Consider the following 15,187-nt stretch of genomic DNA (forward strand, 5'->3'; position numbering starts at 1 on the left):
TTAGCCAGCGGACGGGCCGGACGGCATGATTTTCACGGGGTCACTGGGTACCGTGTTCTTGCGCTCGGCGAGCCGGCGTCCTTCTGCCGACTGCATCGCGCAGTCCTGATCCGATTCGGCGGTGAAGCTTACCGCCTCTTCTTCCCAGACGGCGTCCAGGGCTTCCGGCGTATCGTCGCGCTCCTCGGTGCGCGCGGCTTCGCGGTGGGCCTCGACCTCGCCTTCGGCGCCGATCAGCGCCAGCAGCGCCACGGGCACCAGGGCGTGTTCGGCGTCGCGCTCTTCCATGCGCGCGGCGAGCAGCGCCAGAATATGGCGGATTTCGCCCAGCCAGCGGGCAATATCCGCCTCGCCCCGGGTCGACAGGTACTCCAGAAACAGCGGCAGGTAGTCCGGAAGCTCCCGGGCATCGAGTTCAAAGCCGGCGTTCTCGTACTCGTTCATCAGGTCGACCATGGCCTGGCCGCGATCCCGGGACTCGCCGTGGACGTGCTCGAACAGCAAAAGCGAGGTCGCCTTGCCCTTGTCAAAAAGCGCTACGTACTCGGCCTGAAGCTCCAAAAGCTCGGCATCGGCAATGCGCTGGCACCAGTTCATCAGGGTGCGCCGGCGCGAGGTCGTCCAGCGGCGCTCGGCGTCGATGATTTCGATCATCTCGCCGGCGGCCTCCTGCAGCTCGGCGGTGGGATAGTCCAGAAGTCTCGCCAGCACCCGCAGGCTGAGCATTTCCACGTCCGACCCCGGCGCCTGCGCGCCGGGCCCTTGCGCGTCCGGGGTGTACGCTTCGGCCGCGTTACTCATGGGTCACCTCCATCTTGGTCTCCGACGGGGCATTTTTCTCGGGCTCATAGACGTCCACCGGCTTTACCATGGTGGCGGTAGTGGGATGGCCGTTGAACAGGCTTGGCGAGCTTTCGCCGTGGCAGCCGTCGCCGAAGCTGAAGCCGCAGCCGCCGCGCTCGGGGAAGGCGTCGGTGGCCAGTTCCCGGTGGCTGGTCGGAATCACGAAGCGGTCTTCGTAGTTGGCAATCGCCAGGTAGCGATACATATCCTCGACCTGAGCTTCGGTCAGGCCGACCTCTTCGAGCACGCTGGCATCAAGCTTGCCCTCCACGTGCTTGCCGCGCATGTACAGGCGCATCGCCATCAGCCGCTTGAGCGCCAGCACAATGGGCGCCTCTTCGCCCGCGGTGAGCATGTTGGCCAGGTACTTCACCGGAATGCGCAGCGATTCGATCTTCGGCATGATGCCGTCGAACTCGACGTCGCCGGCCTCGGCTGCCGACTGGATCGGCGACAGCGGCGGCACGTACCAGACCATGGGCAGAGTGCGGTATTCCGGGTGCAGCGGCAGCGCCAGGCCCCAGTCCATGGCCAGCTTGTACACCGGCGATTCCTGGGCCGCCTTGATGACGTTGTCCTGCACCCCGTCCTTCTTCGCCTGGGCGATGACCTCGGGATCGTGCGGGTCGAGGAAAATCTCGCGCTGGCGGTGATAGAGATCCTGCTCGTCCGGGGTGCTGGCGACCTCTTCGATGCGGTCAGCGTCGTAGAGCAGCACGCCCAGATAGCGGATGCGACCCACGCAGGTTTCCGAGCACACCGTGGGCTGGCCGACCTCGATGCGCGGATAGCAGAAGGTGCACTTCTCGGACTTGCCCGACTTCCAGTTGTAGTAGATTTTCTTGTACGGGCAGCCGGAAATGCACATCCGCCAGCCGCGGCACTTGTCCTGGTCGATCAGCACGATGCCGTCTTCCTCACGCTTGTAGATCGCGCCGGACGGGCACGCCGCCACGCAGGTGGGGTTCAGGCAGTGCTCGCAGAGCCTCGGCAGATACATCATGAAGGTGTTTTCAAACTGGCCGTAGATGTCGGCCTGCACCTTTTCGAAGTTGATGTCCTTGCGCCGCTTGGCAAACTCGGTGCCAAGTATCTCTTCCCAGTTGGGGCCCCACTCCACCTTGGTCATGCGCTGGCCGGAAATCAGCGAGCGCGGCCGCGCGGTGGGCTGGTGCTCGCCCTGCTTGGCATTGTGCAGGTGCTCGTAGTCGAAGGTGAACGGCTCGTAGTAGTCGTCGATTTCGGGCAGGTCGGGGTTGGCGAAAATATTTGCCAGCACCCGCCACTTGCCGCCGATGCGCGGGGTGATCTTGCCGTTCTTGCCGCGCATCCAGCCGCCGCGCCACTTGGCCTGGTTTTCCCATTCCTTGGGGTAGCCGATGCCGGGCTTGGTCTCGACGTTGTTGAACCAGGCGTATTCCACGCCTTCGCGGCTGGTCCAGACGTTCTTGCACGTCACCGAGCAGGTGTGACAGCCGATGCACTTGTCGAGGTTCAAGACCATGCCGACCTGGGAGCGAATTTTCATTTAACGGCCTCCTGAACGTAGTCGTTGTTTTCGCCGTCGAGCCAGTCGATGTTGTGCATCTTGCGCACCAGCACAAACTCATCGCGGTTGGAGCCCACGGTGCCGTAGTAGTTAAAGCTGTAGGAAAGCTGCGCGTAGCCGCCGATCATGTGAGTCGGCTTGGGGCATACCCGAGTGACCGAGTTGTGAATGCCGCCCCGGGTGCCGGTGATCTCGGAGCCGGGGATGTTCACGATGCGCTCCTGGGCGTGGTACATCATCGCCATGCCGTTCTTGACCCGCTGGCTGACCACCGCCCGGGCGGCAATGGCGCCGTTGGCGTTGTAGGCTTCGATCCAGTCGTTGTCTTCCACGCCGATGGACTGGGCGTCGTCTTCGGACATCCAGATGATCGGCCCGCCCCGGGACAGCGTCTGCATCAGCAGGTTGTCCGAGTAGGTCGAGTGGATCCCCCACTTCTGGTGCGGGGTGAGGAAGTTGAGCGCGATTTCCGGGTTGCCGTTGCCCTGGGGCTCGGACACGCTGGCCGCCGCCTTGGTGTCGATGGGCGGACGATACACCAGCAGGCTCTCGCCGAAGGCGCGCATCCAGGGGTGATCCTGATACAGCTGCTGGCGGCCGCTCACCGTGCGCCACGGAATCATCTCGTGAACGTTGGTGTAGCCGGCGTTGTAGGACACGTGCTCGTCTTCCAGGCCCGACCAGGTGGGACTTGAGATAATCTTGCGCGGCTGGGCCACCACGTCGCGGAAGCGAATCTTTTCGTCTTCCTTGGGCTTCGCCAAGTGGGTGTGGTCGCGACCGGTGATTTTCGACAGCGCCCCCCAGGCTTTTACCGCTACCTGGCCGTTGGTTTCCGGCGCCAGGGTGAGAATCATCTCGGCGGCGTCAATGGCGCTGTCGAGCAGCGGCTGGCCTTTCGCCGGGCCGTCGAGTTTGCGGTGGTTGAGGTTGCGCAGCAGCTCGACTTCACTTTCGGTTTGCCAGTTGATGCCCTTGCCGCCGTTGCCGACGCTCTCAAGCATCGGGCCCACCGAGGTAAAGCGCTCGTAGGTTTCCGGGTAGTTGCGTTTGACCTCGACCAGGCTCGGCATGGTCTTGCCCGGAAGCGGCTCGCACTCGCCCTTCTTCCAGTCGAGCACCGCGGTTTGCGCAAGCTCCCCGGGGGAGTCGTGCTGCATGGGCAGGGTGACCAGGTCGGTCTCCTCGCCCAGGTGGCCTACGCAGGCCTTGGAGAACGCCTTGGCAATGCCCTTGTAGATGTCCCAGTCGCTGCGCGACTCCCACGCCGGGTCGGTGGCCGCGGTCAGCGGGTGGATGAAGGGGTGCATGTCCGAGGTGTTGAGGTCGTTTTTCTCGTACCAGGTGGCCGTGGGCAGCACGATGTCGGAATACAGGCAGGTGGTGGACATGCGAAAGTCCAGGGTCACCAGCAGGTCGACCTTGCCTTCCGGGGCCTCGTCGTGCCACTTGACCTCTTCGGGCTTGTGCGCGCCGGCCTCGCCCAGGTTCTTGCCCTGGATGCCGTGGCGGGTGCCCAGCAGGTACTTGAGCATGTACTCGTGGCCCTTGCCCGAGCTGCCCAGCAGATTGGAGCGCCAGATGAACATGTTGCGCGGGAAGTTCTGCGGGTTGTCCGGGTCTTCCGAGGCAAAGCTTAGCTTGCCGCTCTTGAGCTGGTCGACCACGTAGTCGGCGGTGCCCATGCCGGCCTTTTCCGCCGCGCCTGCCAGGTGCAGCGGGTTGGTGTTGAGCTGGGGCGCGGACGGTAGCCAGCCCATGCGCTCGGCGCGCACGTTGTAGTCGATGAGGTTGCCGGAGTAGTCCTTGGCCTGGGCCAGCGGCGAGAGCAGCTCCTTGATCTCGAGTTTCTCGTAGCGCCACTGGCTTGAGTGGTTGTAGAAAAACGAGGTGCCGTTCATGTGGCGCGGCGGGCGCTGCCAGTCCAGGCCGAAGGCCAGCGGCGTCCAGCCGGTTTGCGGGCGCAGCTTTTCCTGGCCCACGTAGTGCGACCAGCCGCCGCCGGTTTGGCCGATACAGCCGCACATGATCAGCATGTTGATCAGGCCGCGGTAGTTCATGTCCATGTGGTACCAGTGGTTCATCCCGGCACCGACGATGATCATGGAACGGCCGCTGGTCTTGTGGGCGTTGTCGGCGAACTCCCGGGCAATGCGGGTCGCCTGTTCGGCGGGCACGCCGGTGATCTTCTCCTGCCACGCGGGGGTGTAGGGGCGCAGCTGACCGTAGTCGGTAGCGCCGTCGTCTTCGCCTTCGGCGCCAAAGCCGCGGTCGATGCCGTAGTTGGCGCACATCAGGTCAAAGACGGTGACCATCAGCACTTCCGTGCCGTCGGCTTTGGTGACCCGCTTGACCGGCAGGCTGTGGTAGAGGATCTCGTCGTGGACGCCTTCGTTCTTGACGCTTTCGAAGTGCTTGTGCTCGATGCCGCCAAAGTACGGAAACGCCACCCGAGCCACTTCGTCACGACGTTTGTCGAGGCTCAAAAGCGGCGCAAGCTCGGCGCCGTCGGCGTCCAGGGACTCCAGGTTCCACTTGCCGCGGTTGACCTCGTCCTCGTCCCAGCGAAAGCCGATGGAGCCGCGCGGCACCACCAGCTGGTCCCGGGCTTCGTCCCAGACCACGGTTTTCCATTCGGGGTTGTTGCCCTGGCCAAGGCTCGCCTCGAAGTCGCTGGCGCGCATCTGCCGGCCCGGCGCGTAGCTGCCGTCTTCGCGCGGCTCGAGCTCGACCAGGCACGGCATGTCGGTGTAGCGGCGCACGTAGTCGGTGAAGTAGGCGCTGGGGTTGTCGAGGTGGAATTCCTTGAGGATCACGTGCCCCATGGCCAGCGCCAGCGCGGCGTCGGTGCCCTGCTTGGCGGACAGCCACTCGTCGGTGAGCTTGGAGACTTCGGAATAGTCCGGGGTGATCGAGACGGTCTTGGTGCCCTTGTAGCGGACTTCGGTGAAGAAGTGGGCGTCGGGCGTGCGCGTCTGGGGCACGTTGGAGCCCCAGGCGATGATATAGCCGGAATTGTACCAGTCGGCGGATTCGGGCACGTCGGTCTGCTCGCCCCAGGTCTGGGGGCTGGCCGGCGGCAGGTCGCAGTACCAGTCGTAGAACGACAGGCAGACGCCGCCGATCAGCGACAGATAGCGCGCCCCGGAGGCGTAGGAAATCATCGACATGGCGGGAATCGGCGAGAAGCCGATAATGCGGTCCGGCCCGTACTGCTTGGCGGTGTAGACGTTGGAGGCGGCGATGATCTCGTTGAGCTCGTCCCAGTCAGCGCGGACGAAGCCGCCCATGCCCCGGGCGCGCTTGTACTGCTTGGTATGGGCCGGGTCTTCGACAATCGCCGCCCAGGCCTCAACCGGGTCTTTCTTGTCCGCGAGCACCTTGCGCCACAGCGCCAGCAGCGGCTTTCTGATCAGCGGATACTTGAGCCGGTTGGCGCTGTACATGTACCAGGAGTAGCTGGCGCCCCGGGGGCAGCCGCGGGGCTCGTGGTTGGGCAGGTCCGGGCGGGTACGCGGATAGTCGGTCTGCTGGGTTTCCCAGGTGACCAGGCCGTTCTTGACGTAGATTTTCCAGCTGCACGAGCCGGTGCAGTTGACGCCGTGGGTGGAGCGCACGATCTTGTCGTGCTGCCAGCGGCGGCGGTAGCTGTCTTCCCACTGGCGAGACTCCTGGCGCCGCTCGCCGTGGCCGTCGGCAAACGGCTCGCGAGGCTTGCGGAAAAAATTCAGCCGGTCAATGAAGTGACTCATGGTCGATCTCCCTGGCTTTTACAAAAACGCTTCAAAAAAAGGCTTTCATAAAACGCGATGGTCTAAAGCACTTACCTGGTAGCAGGTATCTTGAGATCGATTTTGACGGATTGAACGGCCGATTTCTGCCCGGTTACCTCTATAAACTCACCCCCTACCACTAAGGGGATAGGGGGTGAGGTCAAACCTTCGCGATCGGCTGAGGCGCGGCGTGCCGCGCGGGCGGCTTAGGCGGCGCTTAGCGCCTTGGCCGGGCCGAAGTATTCATAGTGGCGGTGGGTTTGAGGCACGCCCAGGTGCGCAAGCCCCTGATTCACCGCGTCCATGAAGCCGTGGGGGCCGACAAAGTAGCAGCGCGCGCTGTCGGGCAGGCAGGCTTCCAGCAGCGCCTGGTTCACTCGGCCCTGGTAGTCCGCCGCATCGCCCTGCTCATGCACGGTGACGGCTTTCAGCGTCTGCGGGTGCTGGCGCGCAAGGCTTGCCAGCGCATCGGCAAAGGCGTGGTGCTCGGCATCTATTGCGGCGTGCACGTAGGTGACCCGGCGGCCTTCGGCAAGCGCCTGGCGCGCCATGGGCAGAAGCGGCGTCTGCCCCACCCCGCCGCTGATCAGCAGCAGCGGCTCGTCGCCCTGGGCCAGGGTCAGCTCGCCGGCGGGCGGCAAAAGCTCGATGCTGTCGCCGACATTCAGACGGTCGTGGAAGTGGCGGCTGGCAAGGCCTTCGGGCTCGCGCTTGATCGACAGCCGATAGCTCTGCCCGTTGGGCACGTCGGACAGGCTGTAATGGCGATATACCGGCTTGCCGTCGATCTCGAGCTTGACGCCGATATACTGGCCCGGCGCATGCTCGGCTACCGGATCGCCGTCTTCGGGCTCGAGGATAAACGAGCGGATCACCCGGCTTTCCTGGTGGGTCGCCGCAATGCGGAACCGCCGGGTGCCGCGCCAGCCGCCGGGGCTGTTTTCAAACTGCTGATAGCGCTGCTCTTCAAGCTCGATCAAAAGCCCGGCGAGCTCGTTGTAAAGCGCCGTCCAGGCGTCGGCTACCTCGGGGGTGACGGCGTCGCCCAGCACCTCGGCGATGGCTGCCATCAGGCACTCGCCAACGATGGGGTACTGCTCGGGCTGGATATCCAGCGAAACGTGTTTGTTGACCACGGTTTCCAGGGTGGCGCGCGCGGTTTCCGGGGTCTGACGCAGCTGCACATAGGCCAGAATGGCGCTGGCCAGCGCCCGGGGCTGCCCGCCGTCCTGCTGGTGGGCCTGGTTAAACAGCGAGGCTACCTCGGGGTAGCGTTCAAACATCAGGGGGTAAAAGCGCTGGGTAATGGCGTCGAGGTGTTCGGCGACCACGGGGGCGGTGGTATCGATGATCTGTTCTTGGGCCTGCGTAAGCATGGCTACCTCTTGTGTCAAGCGTGTATTGCTATCAAACGTTGCTACCGGCTCATCTCAAGGCGAGGGGGAACGCCATAAGATGTATATAAAATGCATCTTAAATATACCAAGCATGCCCCCTCGCGGCAATTAAACCGCGACAATTGACCGCCGCTAGCCGAGCCTTTTGGCGCCCTTCCGCGTTAGCAAAATACGGCAGAGCTCGTACAATAGAGGAAAGGTTTTTCAGGCGACATTTTATGCATTTAACGCGATTTACCGACTATTCCGTTCGCGTGCTGCTTTATCTGGCCACCAAAGGGGAAGAGCGCTCGACCATCAGCGAAATCGCCAAGACGTTTGATATTTCGCGCAACCATCTGATGAAGGTCGTCCAGGAGCTGAACCAGAAAGGCTACCTGAAAGCCATGCGCGGCAAGCACGGTGGGCTTTTGCTCAACCGGCCGCCGTCCAGCATCAACCTCGGCGCCGTGGTCCGCGATACCGAGCAGGAAATGGCGCTGGTCGAATGCTTCCGCGAAGACAACGCCTGCGTGATCACCCCCCACTGCCGATTGCAGCCGATTCTTGCCGAGGCGCTGAACGCCTTTCTCGGCGTGCTCGACAAATACACCCTGGCCGACATGCTCGACGGCCGCAGCACAGAGCTTGCCCGGCTGCTGAGAATTCCCGCCGCCAACGTCTCTTGACGCCCGCCGCGCCACCGCGGCCATCAGCCCAAAGAGGTAGCGCGACCACTTCTTATACCTCCAAAGACGTAATACACTGCCCGTGCCCAGGGATGATCCACAGGCCGCGCCTTACCCTGGAACTGATTCGCTCACGGGAGTTGCATGAACGCTTTACGGCATTCGCTTGTTGCGCGCATTGTCGCTTATCTGGTGCTGATCAGCAGCCTGGCACTCGCCAGCATCGGCCTGACCGTGGTCATGGCGAACAGCACCCGGGGCAATGCCGCGGCGATCAACGAAGCCGGCGCGCTACGCCTGGCCGGCGCCCGCATCATCCATGCCCTGAGCCTGGCTGACGCCGAACCTCTCGACCGGGTGCTGGCGCTGGAAAACCGGCTGGATAGCACCACCCTCGAGGCCCGTTCGCACTGCGACGTCATCGGCCGACAGGCCGCCGATAATATCAACGCCGCCCTTGAGCAGCTGCGCGATCGCTTTCACCGCCACGTCGTACCCGCCGTGGACGCGGCGGAAAACGGCGGCCGGGCGCAGCGGACCCGAGCCACCGCCCAACTCAACGCCTATATCCGCGAGGTTGACCGCTTCGTCGCCCTGCGCGCCCGCACCACCGAAGCGCGGATCAGCCTGATGGGCACGACCCAGGTGGTGTTTCTCGGCATAGTGGCGCTTTTGCTGCTGGTTGCCCTTGTCGACATGCGCCGCAGCCTGGCCCGCCCGGTGCGCCGGCTGATGGAGCTCAGCCGCCAGTTCAGCCAGCGCCGCTTTGACGGCCGCAGCCATTTCGCCAGCCGCAACGAGATGGGCAAACTGGGACGTACGCTTGACCACATGGCCGCCGAGCTGGATGTCAGCTACCAGGCGCTGGAAGACCGAGTGGCGCAGAAAACCGCCGAGCTCGAGCGCCACAACCACGCCCTGCAGATCATACACGACAGCAGCCACGCCCTGTACGGCGGCGGCAACGACCTCTGCGCCAGCGCCGCGCCGCTGCTGCGCCGGCTGGAAAACGTGCTCGACATCGGCCCCATTGTGCTGTCGCTGCACAACGAGCACGACGGCAGCGACATGGAGATTCTGGCCACTCATTCGCCGGAGCGCCCGCTCTACTGCCGGGATCTTGACTGCTTTGCCTGCCTGGGCACCGACGACGACACGTCTGGCGCCAACAACATTCCCCTGGTTGACGCCAACGCTCGGGCGCTGGTGCTGCCCATGGTGGCCGGCCGCCTGACCCTGGGCTACCTCACGGTGAGCTACCTAAAAGCGCCCGGCGCGTCCACGCACCGGCTGCTGAACACCCTGGCCGACCAGCTGGCCACCGCGATCTATTTAGAGCAGCGCATCGAAGAGCAGCAGCAGCTGTCGCTGATCAAGGAGCGCACGATCATTGCCCGGGAGCTGCACGATTCGCTAGCCCAGTCGCTTTCATATCTCAAGATGCAGGTCGCAAGGCTTGAGCGCATGCAGACCAAGGGGCTGCCCGCCGAGCGCCAGACCGAGGTGATCGGCGATCTGCGCGAAGGGCTCAACAGCGCCTACCGCCAGCTGCGCGAGCTGTTGACCACCTTCCGCCTGTCGCTGGACAAGTCCGGCCTGCAGCCTGCCCTCGAGCAGACCGTGCAGGAGTTCAGCGAGCGGCTGGAATTCGACATCGAGCTGATTTACCAGGTGCCTCCCCACCTGCTCAGCGCCAACGAAGAGGTTCACCTGCTGCAGATCACCCGCGAGGCCCTGGCCAATACCGTCAAGCACGCCCACGCCCACTGGGCCCGCGTCAGCCTCACCTTTCGCCAGGCACGCCTGCACCTGGCCATCGAGGACGACGGGATCGGGCTGGAAAACGATGACTCGCCGCCCATGCACTACGGGCTTGTGATCATGCGCGACCGGGCGCGGCATATCGATGCCCAGCTTGACCTGCACAACCGCGCAGGGGGCGGTACCGGGGTGCATCTTTACATGACCCCCCTGGCTGACCGACTGATTAAAGAAGAGAGTTTGTGACCATGACAACTGTCGACACCGAATCTCCCGCCACCATCATGGTGATTGACGATCATCCCCTGCTGCGCCGCGGCGTCCGCCAGCTGCTGGAAATCGAAGATGACCTGACGCTGGTGTTTGACACCGGCTCGCCCCGAGAGGGATTGGAACAGGCCCTCGCCCAGGAGCCCGACATGCTCCTGCTGGACCTGAACATGCCCGAGATTGACGGTCTGGAGCTGCTCAGGCGGCTGCGCGACGGCGGCTTTGCCGGCCGCATCATCATGTACACGGTATCCGACCAGGAAGACAACGTAGTCGATGCCCTGCGCAGCGGCGCTGACGGCTACCTGCTCAAGGACATGGAGCCTGAAGAGCTCGTCCACCAGCTGCGCCAGGCCACGCTGGGCCGCATGGCCATCAGCGACGACTTGACCAACCTGCTGGCCCGGGCCCTGCGCAGCCAGCGCCACGCCGAGACCGCCCCCACGCTGGACGTGCTTACCCGGCGCGAGCGCGAAATTCTCCACGAGCTCGCCGCCGGCATGTCCAACAAGCTGATCGCCCGCAAGCTGGAGATCACCGAAGGCACGGTCAAGGTCCACGTCAAGCACCTGCTGAAAAAGCTCCGCCTGCGCTCCCGGGTCGAGGCCGCGGTCTGGGCCGTGCAGCAGGGTCTTGCGCCAGATCATTAAAGCGCTCGTTCCCGGCGGCTACCTCCAAAGAACCGGGTGGTAGCCGGAAAAGCGCATCCGGCGCCGACGTATCGTGAAAACAACAGCAAAAACAGATGATTAGCCAAAAACAAAGCTACCCCAAAAGGAGTAGCCAACGGGAACGCCGCCCGCCATGCCCCCGTTTATTCCCGTCCCGGCAATGCGTATCTTCCCCGTAGCGCTGCTTTTTGCGGTAACTGCGTCCAAGGGGATACGCCATGACCAGAAAAAACGCCGATATTGACCGCTGGGATATCGAAAACTCCGACTTCTGGGAAAAGGAAGGCAAAGCCGTCGCCACCCGCAATCTCTGGGTTTCCATCCCCAGCCTGCTGCTCGGGTTTGCGGTATGGATGATGTGGGGCATGATCACCACCCAGATGCAAAACCTGGGGTTTGACTTCAGCGTCGATCAGCTGTTCTCGCTCACCGCCATTGCCGGGCTTGCCGGCGCCACGCTGCGCATTCCCGCCTCCTTCATGATCCGCGTCGCCGGCGGGCGCAACACCATTTTTCTGACCACTGCGCTGCTGATGATACCGGCACTGGGGACCGGTATTGCGCTAATGAATCCGGCCACGCCGTTCTGGATATTTCAGGCATTGGCGCTGCTGTCAGGAATAGGCGGCGGCAACTTCGCCTGCTCCATGAGCAATATCTCCGGCTTCTTCCCCAAAAAACAGCAGGGCTATGCGCTGGGCATGAACGCGGGCCTGGGCAACTTTGGCGTTACCACCATGCAGATTCTGGTGCCGCTGGTGATGACCGTGGGGCTATTCGGCTCCCTGGCCGGCGGCCCCATGGCCCTGGAAAGCGCCAGCGGCACGCTGATCGGCCGCATCGACGCCGGCACCGACACCTGGATCCAGAACGCCGGCTTCGTCTGGATGCTGTTTTTGATTCCGCTGGCCTTTGCCGGCTGGTTCGGCATGAACAACCTCAAGACGCTCTCGCCCCAGACCGGCAGTCCCGCGACGGCGTTCGGCAAGATACTGGGTCTCTACGCGCTGGGGATGGTCGCCACGCTTGCCGGCGTGCTGGCGCTTGGCTGGATCAACATGTGGCTGGCGCTGCCCTTGACCATTCTGCTCACCCTGGGGCTTTTACTGCTGCTGCCGGGTAGCCTCAAGCCGGCCATCCGCAACCAGTACCGGATATTCGGCAACTCCCACACCTGGGCGATGACGATTATCTACACCGCCACCTTCGGCTCCTTTATCGGCTTTTCCGCCGCGCTGCCGCTGTCGATCAACATTATCTTCGGCAACATGATGGACGTGGCCGCCGACGGCAGCGTCACGCGCATTACCAACCCCGACGCCCCCAGCGCCCTGACCTGGTCGTGGATTGGCGCCTTCGTCGGCGCATTGATCCGCCCGGTGGGCGGCTGGATCGCCGACAAGTTTGGCGGCGCCATCGTTACCCAGATCATTTCGATAGTGATGGTGCTGGCATCCGTTGCCACCGGCTACGTGATGATGCTGGCCTACAACGCCACCGACCCCAACCAGTATTTCTGGGCCTTCCTTGCGCTGTTCATCGTGCTGTTTGCCGCCAGCGGCATCGGCAACGGCTCCACCTTCCGCAGTATCGGGGTGATCTTTGACGCCACCCAGAAAGGCCCGGTGCTCGGCTGGACCTCGGCCATCGCCGCCTACGGCGCCTTCATCGCCCCACGGGTCATCGGCGACCAGATCAAGGCCGGCACGCCGGAGCTCGCCATGTACGGCTTCGCCGCCTTCTACGCCGCCTGCCTTGTGATCAACTGGTGGTTCTACCTGCGCAAAAATGCCTACGTCAAAAACCCATAACCCTGCCGCGCCGGGCGCCTTCCGAGAGCCCGGCCACAAGGGGTAGGCAGCGCTACCCCATAGGTAATAGCTCGCCGGTCTTTCAGAGGTAGACACAGCAAACGCTTGATGTGTATCAAGAACGTTCGACGGCGGGGCGCCAGACTGAAACAGGCAACCTCAGTCGCCACCCATGGAGAGACATCATGAAACATCTCGAGGGGGTCACCCGCCCCCAACAGTATCGAGCCCTGTCGTTCAGTACTCTGGCGTTTACGGTCTGCTTTGCGGTATGGACCATCTTTTCCATCATCGGCGTCAAGATCCAGCAGGACCTGGGCCTCAGCGAGACCCAGTTCGGGATTCTGGTGGCCACGCCGGTATTGACCGGCTCCGTGAGCCGTATCTTCCTGGGTATCTGGACCGAACAGCTGGGCGGACGGCGCGTATTCAGCCTGCTGATGCTGGTCACGGCGGCCTGCGTCTTTTTACTCTCCTACGTCGAATCCTACGCCATGTTCCTGGTCGCCGCCCTCGGCGTAGGCCTGGCCGGGGGCTCCTTCATCGTCGGTATTGCCTACACTTCCTACTGGTTCGAGAAGGAGGCGCAGGGCACGGCGCTGGGTATCTTCGGTGCCGGCAATGCCGGCGCGGCGGTGACCAATTTCGCCGCCCCCTTCTTACTGCTGGCAGTGGGCTGGGAGCGTACCGCGGTGGTCTATGCCATCGTCCTGGCGGTGATGGCCGTTGTCTTCTGGGTATTCACCCAGGAAGACCCGCTGACTCGCACAAGGCGCGGCCAGGGCGGCAAGGCAACCTCCGCCCGGGAGCAGCTGGCGCCTCTCAAAGATATCCAGGTGTGGCGCTTTTCCCTGTACTACTTCTTTGTCTTTGGCGCCTTCGTGGCGCTGGCTTCCTACCTGCCGCGCTATTACGTCGGGGCCTACGACGTGAGTATCGCCGTGGCGGGTACCCTAACGGCCCTCTACTCCCTGCCGGCGAGCGTCTTTCGCGCTCTCGGCGGCTGGCTGTCGGACCGCTACGGAGCGCGCGCCATCATGTATCTGACTTTCATTACCTCGCTGATCTGCCTGTTCCTGCTCGCCTACCCCGAGACTCGCTATGTGGTCCAGGGCAAGGAAGGCGAGTTAGCCTTCTCCCTGGCGATGCCGCTGTGGGGCGTGGTGATATTGACCATGCTGCTGGGCTTTTTCATGTCGCTGGGCAAGGCGGCGGTCTACAAGCACATCCCGGTCTACTACCCGCACAACGTCGGCTCGGTAGGCGGATTGGTTGGCATGATTGGCGGGCTTGGCGGCTTTTTCCTGCCGATCCTGTTCGGCGCAGTGCTCGACCTTACCGGGATCTGGACCAGCTCTTACATGGTGCTATTCCTGCTGGTGGCAATATCGCTGATCTGGATGCACGGGGCGATTCGCCGCATGGAGCGCCAGCGCGTTCCGGAACTGGGCGAGGAACGCTACCGCTACCTGCCGGAGATCCAGGAGCCGGCGCAGGCTCACGCCCAGCGGCAACAGAGCAACCAGCCCGGCGCCTGATACCGTCACCTGACGACAGCAGGACGACAGCATCGAATGCCACCTTCGGGTGGCATTCCTGCTTCTGGCGGCTGGCTATCCGACCGCTATGCCCCCTTCGACCTGTTCCCGGCTCCTCGGGGCATATTCAACGGCGATAGCTCTGATCTTGTGCGAACGATATCTACTGCTATGCTGAATGTTGTAAAAAGATCACATTCAATAAAGCAGAGGCGCCTGCATCAGTAATAGCTTTCCTATTAAATCCTGAATTTATAGAATAACAACAGCCGCAAACGTTCGGCCGGGAGATGAGAGAATGAGCAACGCAAAACGCACCATGGCAAGGACATTCAGAACACTGCCATCGCTGGTATTGGGTGGAATGCTGACTTTCGGGTTGACGGGGACGGCATTGGCCGAAGACCAACAGGAATCCACCACCTCTGAGCAATGGCTTCCAAGCCTGATCACTGAGACACCCCAGGAAGGCTTTGCGCTAGCGGTCACGCTCTCCCAGAAAGGCGTAGGGACCACTCAGCCGGACACCAGCGTACGCAAGGGGCTGCGGGAAACCTATGCCAACGACCCCGATAGTCTGATCGCTGCTTCCCAGGTAATCGCTACCCACTTCCAGACCGTCGCCGCCGCCAACGATTACTGGCAGGAGGAGTGATAGGCACTTGCTGGCTATAAACCTGACGCCTTAGTCTATCTTTTTCAGCGTACCTTCCTTATGCGCTGCAATATGAACTGTTTTGTCGCTTTCAATCTCATACTGCGGCTCTTCCTTCGAAGCGCGACGCGGATGGCCTTTGTAGGTAAAATCCCGAGTATGAACCTTGATGATGTGGCCGCTAACCCACCCCGCTTCCGAGTTCCAGGTTACATGATCGCCAATCTTGTATTTCGCTGACATAGCCTACT

At 62.8% G+C, this 15,187-nt stretch carries 11 protein-coding genes; 6 read left to right on the forward strand and 5 right to left on the reverse strand.

Annotated elements, in window-relative coordinates; all coding sequences use genetic code 11:
• From narJ to hmpA, 4 genes are all read right to left on the reverse strand, one after another.
• The gene (gene narJ / locus ACZ46Y_RS08645) at window positions 1–726 is read right to left on the reverse strand and encodes a nitrate reductase molybdenum cofactor assembly chaperone (protein WP_376717570.1); all 726 of its coding nucleotides are present in this window, start codon (window positions 724–726) and stop codon (window positions 1–3) included.
• Window positions 727–793: 67 nt separating this feature from the next.
• Complete coding sequence (gene narH / locus ACZ46Y_RS08650; RefSeq protein ID WP_311953134.1) at window positions 794–2,371, reverse strand: nitrate reductase subunit beta; 1,578 nt, start codon at window positions 2,369–2,371, stop codon at window positions 794–796.
• Window positions 2,368–6,144, reverse strand: a complete 3,777-nt coding sequence (locus ACZ46Y_RS08655; protein ID WP_311953137.1) for a nitrate reductase subunit alpha — start codon at window positions 6,142–6,144, stop codon at window positions 2,368–2,370. Before ACZ46Y_RS08655 ends, narH begins: the two co-directional genes overlap by 4 nt.
• Before the next feature lie 227 nt (window positions 6,145–6,371).
• A complete protein-coding gene (gene hmpA / locus ACZ46Y_RS08660) occupies window positions 6,372–7,541 on the reverse strand; it encodes an NO-inducible flavohemoprotein (protein ID WP_311953141.1) in 1,170 nt (389 codons plus the stop codon).
• Between the two features lie 239 nt (window positions 7,542–7,780).
• Here hmpA and ACZ46Y_RS08665 point away from each other — a divergent pair, with 239 nt between their 5' ends.
• The 6 genes from ACZ46Y_RS08665 (at window position 7,781) to ACZ46Y_RS08690 (ending at window position 14,936) form a co-directional block, all read left to right on the forward strand.
• Window positions 7,781–8,230 carry an Rrf2 family transcriptional regulator gene (locus ACZ46Y_RS08665; protein WP_311953144.1) on the forward strand — a complete coding sequence of 150 codons (450 nt, stop codon included), beginning with the start codon at window positions 7,781–7,783 and terminating at the stop codon, window positions 8,228–8,230.
• Between the two features lie 144 nt (window positions 8,231–8,374).
• Entirely contained in the window at window positions 8,375–10,237 is a 1,863-nt protein-coding gene (locus ACZ46Y_RS08670; protein ID WP_311953148.1) for a histidine kinase, read from the forward strand.
• The gene (narL, locus tag ACZ46Y_RS08675) at window positions 10,234–10,911 is read left to right on the forward strand and encodes a two-component system response regulator NarL (protein ID WP_311953152.1); all 678 of its coding nucleotides are present in this window, start codon (window positions 10,234–10,236) and stop codon (window positions 10,909–10,911) included. Before ACZ46Y_RS08670 ends, narL begins: the two co-directional genes overlap by 4 nt.
• 239 nt (window positions 10,912–11,150) lie before the next feature.
• Complete coding sequence (locus tag ACZ46Y_RS08680) at window positions 11,151–12,743, forward strand: MFS transporter (RefSeq protein ID WP_311953157.1); 1,593 nt, start codon at window positions 11,151–11,153, stop codon at window positions 12,741–12,743.
• Between the two features lie 185 nt (window positions 12,744–12,928).
• Window positions 12,929–14,281, forward strand: coding sequence for an MFS transporter (locus tag ACZ46Y_RS08685; protein ID WP_311953162.1), 1,353 nt, complete (start codon window positions 12,929–12,931; stop codon window positions 14,279–14,281).
• A gap of 298 nt (window positions 14,282–14,579) precedes the next feature.
• Entirely contained in the window at window positions 14,580–14,936 is a 357-nt protein-coding gene (locus tag ACZ46Y_RS08690; protein ID WP_464380034.1) for a hexameric tyrosine-coordinated heme protein, read from the forward strand.
• A 30-nt stretch (window positions 14,937–14,966) separates the two neighbouring features.
• Here ACZ46Y_RS08690 and ACZ46Y_RS08695 read toward each other — a convergent pair whose 3' ends face one another.
• Complete coding sequence (locus ACZ46Y_RS08695) at window positions 14,967–15,179, reverse strand: hypervirulence associated TUDOR domain-containing protein (RefSeq protein WP_311953174.1); 213 nt, start codon at window positions 15,177–15,179, stop codon at window positions 14,967–14,969.
• Window positions 15,180–15,187: the final 8 nt, after the last annotated feature.

The sequence above is a fragment of the Halomonas garicola genome (genome assembly GCF_055382465.1).

What these genes read in the sequence shown, in the direction of transcription:
- ACZ46Y_RS08685 (WP_311953162.1), top strand. Translation starts at nt 12,929, where the DNA reads ATGAAACATCTCGAGGGGGTCACCCGCCCCCAACAGTATCGAGCCCTG.
- ACZ46Y_RS08690 (WP_464380034.1), top strand. Translation starts at nt 14,580, where the DNA reads ATGAGCAACGCAAAACGCACCATGGCAAGGACATTCAGAACACTGCCA.
- ACZ46Y_RS08670 (WP_311953148.1), top strand. Translation starts at nt 8,375, where the DNA reads ATGAACGCTTTACGGCATTCGCTTGTTGCGCGCATTGTCGCTTATCTG.
- ACZ46Y_RS08695 (WP_311953174.1), bottom strand. Translation starts at nt 15,179, where the DNA reads ATGTCAGCGAAATACAAGATTGGCGATCATGTAACCTGGAACTCGGAA.
- narH (WP_311953134.1), bottom strand. Translation starts at nt 2,371, where the DNA reads ATGAAAATTCGCTCCCAGGTCGGCATGGTCTTGAACCTCGACAAGTGC.
- ACZ46Y_RS08680 (WP_311953157.1), top strand. Translation starts at nt 11,151, where the DNA reads ATGACCAGAAAAAACGCCGATATTGACCGCTGGGATATCGAAAACTCC.
- ACZ46Y_RS08655 (WP_311953137.1), bottom strand. Translation starts at nt 6,144, where the DNA reads ATGAGTCACTTCATTGACCGGCTGAATTTTTTCCGCAAGCCTCGCGAG.
- hmpA (WP_311953141.1), bottom strand. Translation starts at nt 7,541, where the DNA reads ATGCTTACGCAGGCCCAAGAACAGATCATCGATACCACCGCCCCCGTG.
- narJ (WP_376717570.1), bottom strand. Translation starts at nt 726, where the DNA reads ATGCTCAGCCTGCGGGTGCTGGCGAGACTTCTGGACTATCCCACCGCC.
- ACZ46Y_RS08665 (WP_311953144.1), top strand. Translation starts at nt 7,781, where the DNA reads ATGCATTTAACGCGATTTACCGACTATTCCGTTCGCGTGCTGCTTTAT.